Source organism: Verrucosispora sp. SN26_14.1 (genome assembly GCF_004307965.1).
GTDB lineage: Bacteria > Actinomycetota > Actinomycetes > Mycobacteriales > Micromonosporaceae > Micromonospora.
This window is the reverse complement of the sequence record NZ_SISL01000496.1, coordinates 1-4,195: the sequence shown is the minus strand read 5'-3', so window position 1 is coordinate 4,195 and position 4,195 is coordinate 1. Positions and strand designations below refer to the sequence as shown.

Below are 4,195 nucleotides of genomic sequence, written 5' to 3'. Positions count from 1 at the left end.
GGACCGGGCTCGCCGAGCTGGCCGCCGTGGTGGCCGGTGCCGGCGCGCTCGTGGTCGGCAACACCGGCCCGGCGCACCTGGCCGCCGCCTCCGGGGTGCCGGTGGTGAGCCTCTTCGCCCCCACCGTCCCGTTCGGGCAGTGGGGTCCCTGGCGGGTGCCGACGGTACGCCTCGGCGACGCCGCCGCCGGATGCCGCGACACCCGCGCCGCACGCTGCCCGGTGCCCGGTCACCCCTGCCTCAGCGGGATCTCCCCGGGCGCGGTCGTCGAGGCGCTCCGGCTGCTGGGCGTACCGCCGGACCGGGTGCCCTCCCGCCCGGCGGTGTCCCGTGCGGCGGTATCCACCGGAGGCGGCCGATGAACATCCTGCTCTGGCACGTGCACGGTTCGTGGACCACGTCGTTCGTGCACGGCAAACACCGCTACCTGGTCCCGGCCACCCCGGACCGGGGGCCGTACGGGCTGGGCCGGGCACGGACGTACACCTGGCCGGAGAGCGCCGCCGAGGTGAGCCCGGAGCAGTTGCGCGACACCGAGGTCGACGTGGTCGTCCTGCAACGCCCCGAGGAACTGGAGCTGGCGCAGCGGTGGCTGGGTCGTCGGCCCGGCCGGGACGTGCCGGCGGTCTACGTCGAGCACAACACCCCGAAGGACGGGGACGTGCCGCACAGCCGCCACCCGATGGCCGACCGCGACGACCTGCTCGTCGCCCACGTGACCGCCTTCAACGAGCTGTTCTGGGACACCGGAACGACCCGGACCGCCGTCGTCGACCACGGCATCGTGCCGCCGACGGTGGAGTACACCGGGGAACTGGACCGGCTGGCCGTGGTGATCAACGAACCGGTGCGCCGGTGGCGGGTCACCGGCACCGACCTGCTGCCCCGGTTCGCCGAGATCGCCCCGCTGGACGTCTTCGGCATGAAGGTGGCCGGGCTCGCCGACCACCTCGGCCTGCCCGCCGACCGCCTCACCAGCCACGACGACGTTCCGCAGCACCGGATGCACGCCGAGTTGGCGCGCCGCCGGGCGTACCTGCACCTGTGCCGGTGGACCTCGCTCGGGCTGAGCCTGATCGAGGCGATGAGCATCGGCATGCCGGTGGTGGCACTGGCCAGCACCGAGGCGGTGATGGCCGTGCCGCCGGACGCCGGTGCCCTGGACACCCGCGTCGAGGAGCTGCTGGAGGCCGCCGGCCGGTTCGTCGCCGAGCCGCAGGTGGCCCGGCTCGCGGGACAGGCGGCCCGGGCCGCCGCCCGGGAACGCTACGGCCTCGACCGTTTCCTCGCCGACTGGGACCGGCTGCTGGAGGAGGAAGTATGCGGATAGCGATGATCTCGGAGCACGCCAGCCCGCTCGCCATCCTGGGCGGGGAGGACGCCGGCGGCCAGAACACGCACGTCGCGGAACTCTCCGCCGCGCTCGCCGCGGCCGGGCACGACGTCCGCGTCTACACCCGGCGCGACGCGGTGGACCTGCCGGTGACCGTGCGCAGTCCGGACGGCTACGACGTGGTGCACGTACCCGCCGGGCCGGCCGAGCCGGTGGCCAAGGACGCGCTGCTGCCGCACATGCGCGCGTTCGGCGCCTGGCTGGTGGAGCGCTGGCGCGGCGACTGGACGCCCGAGGTGATCCACGCGCACTTCTGGATGAGCGGGCTGGCGGCGGTGCAGGCCGGTCGGCAGGTCGGGGTGCCGGTGGTGCAGACGTACCACGCCCTCGGCACGGTCAAGCGCCGTCACCAGGGCGTCCAGGACACCAGCCCGGCCCGGCGGATCGGCTACGAACTCCAGCTCGGCCGCTCGGTGGACCGGGTGGTCGCGCAGTGCCGCGACGAGGTCGGCGAACTGGTCCGGATGGGGGTGCCCCGCTCGGCGATGACGGTCGTGCCGTCCGGGGTGAACCTGGGCACGTTCGCCCCGCTCGGCCCGGCCGCCGAGCGGGAGCCGGGACGGCCCCGGATCCTCACCGTCGGGCGGCTGGTGGAACGCAAGGGCTTCCAGACCGTGGTCCGCGCGATGGCGCACGTGCCGGACGCCGAGTGCGTGGTGGTGGGCGGCCCGCCCGCCGGGCTGCTGGAGACCGACCCGTACGCCCGGCGGCTGCGCGCGTTGGCCCGTAGCTGCGGGGTGGCCGACCGGGTCCGGCTGGTCGGCGCGGTGCCGAGGGAGGAGATGGGCCGCTGGTACCGGTCGGCGGACATCCTGGTCGCCGCCCCCTGGTACGAACCGTTCGGCCTGACCCCGCTGGAGGCGATGGCCTGCGGGGTGCCGGTGGTGGCGACCGCTGTGGGCGGGTTGCGGGACACCGTGGTCGACGGGGTGACCGGGGACCTGGTGCCGGCGCGGGACCCGAGGGCCCTGGGCGAGGCGCTGGCCGGGCTGCTGGACGACCGGATCCGCCGGTTCGCGTACGCGGGCGCGGCGCGGGCACGGGCCCGGCAGCACTACTCGTGGACGGTCACCGCGGAACGTCTCGCCGAGGTGTACGCCGAGGTGGCCGCCGTGCACCGGCCGACCCGGGTGGTGGCCTGATGCCGGGGCGCAACCCGCTGGAGACGCACCTGGCGCACCTGGCCGCCGCGCTGCCGCCGTACCGGCGGTGCGAGCCGCTGCTGGTCCGGTGGGGAGCCGCCCTGGCGCAGCACCTGACCGCCGGGGGCCGGTTGCTGGTGGCCGGTAACGGGGGCAGTGCCGCCGAGGCGCAGCACCTCACCGCCGAGCTGGTCGGCAAACTGCGCGAGGACCGGCAGCCGCTGTCCGCCATCGCCCTGCACGCCGAGACCTCGGCGTTGACCGCGATCGGCAACGACTACGGCTACGACGAGGTCTTCGCCCGGCAGGTCCGCGCGCACGGCCGCCCCGACGACGTCCTGCTGCTGCTCTCCACCAGCGGCGGCAGCACGAACCTGCTGGCCGCCGCGCGGGCGGGCCGCCAGGCCGGGCTGCGGTGCTGGGCGTTCACCGGACCGGCGCCCAACCCCCTCGCGGACGCGTGTCACGAGGCGCTCGCGGTGGACTGCCCGGACTCCCAGGTCGTGCAGGAACTGCACCTGGTCTCCAGTCACCTGCTCTGCGAGTACGTGGAGTTGGCGATGGCCGAGCGGCCGACGGTGGAGTACGTGGAGCCGGTGGTGCCGGCGGCGTCGGACGCACCGGCGGCCGGTCCGGTCCGCGCCGGGGTCGAGGTGGTGCTGGACGGTGGGGCCGGCCGACCGGTCGAAGCATGAGGAGGCAAGTGTGAGGGGACCCGTGGTGGTGGTCGGCGACACCCTGCTCGACCGGGACGTGGAGGGCGTGGTGAACCGCCTCTGTCCGGACTCGCCGGTCCCGGTGCTCGACGAGACCGCGCACGTCGACCGGCCCGGCGGGGCCGGGCTCGCCGCCGTCTTCGCCGCCGCGCAGGGCGCCGAGGTGGTGCTGGTCACCGCGCTGGCCGACGACGCCGGTGGAGCCCGGCTGGGAGTGCTGCTGGCCGCTGCCGGGGTGCAGGTGTACCCGTTGCGGCTGGCCGGGTCCACCCCGGAGAAGATCCGGTTGCGGGCCGGCGGGCGGGTGCTGCTGCGCCACGACCGGGGCGGCGGCGCCCAGACGCCGGGCGAACCCGCCGAGGCGGTGCTGCGCGTCATCGAGCGGGCGTCGGTGGTGCTGGTCAGCGACTACGGCCGGGGGGTGGCACGGCAGCCCGCGCTGCGGGCGGCCCTGGCGGCGACCCGGGCCCCGGTGGTCTGGGATCCGCACCCCCGTGGCCCGGCGGCGGTGCCCGGGGTGCACCTGGTGACACCGAACGAGACGGAGGTGCAGGAGCTGGTGGAGGCGCCGGCCGCCGCCACCCGGCTGGCCACCGCCGCCGACGGTGCCGAGCGTCTGCGGCAACGCTGGCGGGCCGGTGCGGTGGCGGTGACGTTGGGCGCCGACGGCGCGTTGCTCAGCCACGCCGGGTCGACGCCGCTGGTGGTGCCGACGCCGATGGCCGCCGAGGGTGACACCTGCGGCGCGGGCGACCGGTTCGCGGTCGCCGCCGGCCTGGCCCTGGGCCGGGGTGCGCTGCTCTCCGAGGCGGTGCAGGAGGCGGTGACCGAGGCGTCGGCGTACGTGGCGGACGGGGGAGTGGCGACCGCGTTGCCGCCGCCGGTGCGGCGGGCGCCGCAGGCGGTGCACACGGCGGTGGGCGGTGACCGGGTCGGGGTGGCGG

General features: G+C 76.1%; 5 protein-coding genes. All 5 read left to right on the top strand.

Translation table 11 applies throughout. The features are described 5' to 3' along the window. Positions 1-362 (top strand): glycosyltransferase family 9 protein (locus EYA84_RS27820; RefSeq protein ID WP_161595055.1); only part of this gene is annotated, 362 nt, incomplete at its 5' end. Next, on the top strand, positions 359-1,330 hold the full coding sequence (locus EYA84_RS27815) for a glycosyltransferase (RefSeq protein ID WP_131056823.1): 972 nt from the start codon (positions 359-361) through the stop codon (positions 1,328-1,330). The genes EYA84_RS27820 and EYA84_RS27815, both read left to right, overlap by 4 nt. Next, entirely contained in the window at positions 1,321-2,535 is a 1,215-nt protein-coding gene (locus EYA84_RS27810; protein ID WP_131056821.1) for a glycosyltransferase, read from the top strand. Before EYA84_RS27815 ends, EYA84_RS27810 begins: the two co-directional genes overlap by 10 nt. Then, entirely contained in the window at positions 2,535-3,230 is a 696-nt protein-coding gene (locus EYA84_RS27805) for an SIS domain-containing protein (protein WP_394347624.1), read from the top strand. The genes EYA84_RS27810 and EYA84_RS27805 overlap by 1 nt, the downstream gene beginning before the upstream one ends. Before the next feature lie 10 nt (positions 3,231-3,240). Further along, the coding region (locus tag EYA84_RS27800) for a bifunctional heptose 7-phosphate kinase/heptose 1-phosphate adenyltransferase (RefSeq protein ID WP_131056819.1) at positions 3,241-4,195 on the top strand (955 nt) is incomplete at its 3' end.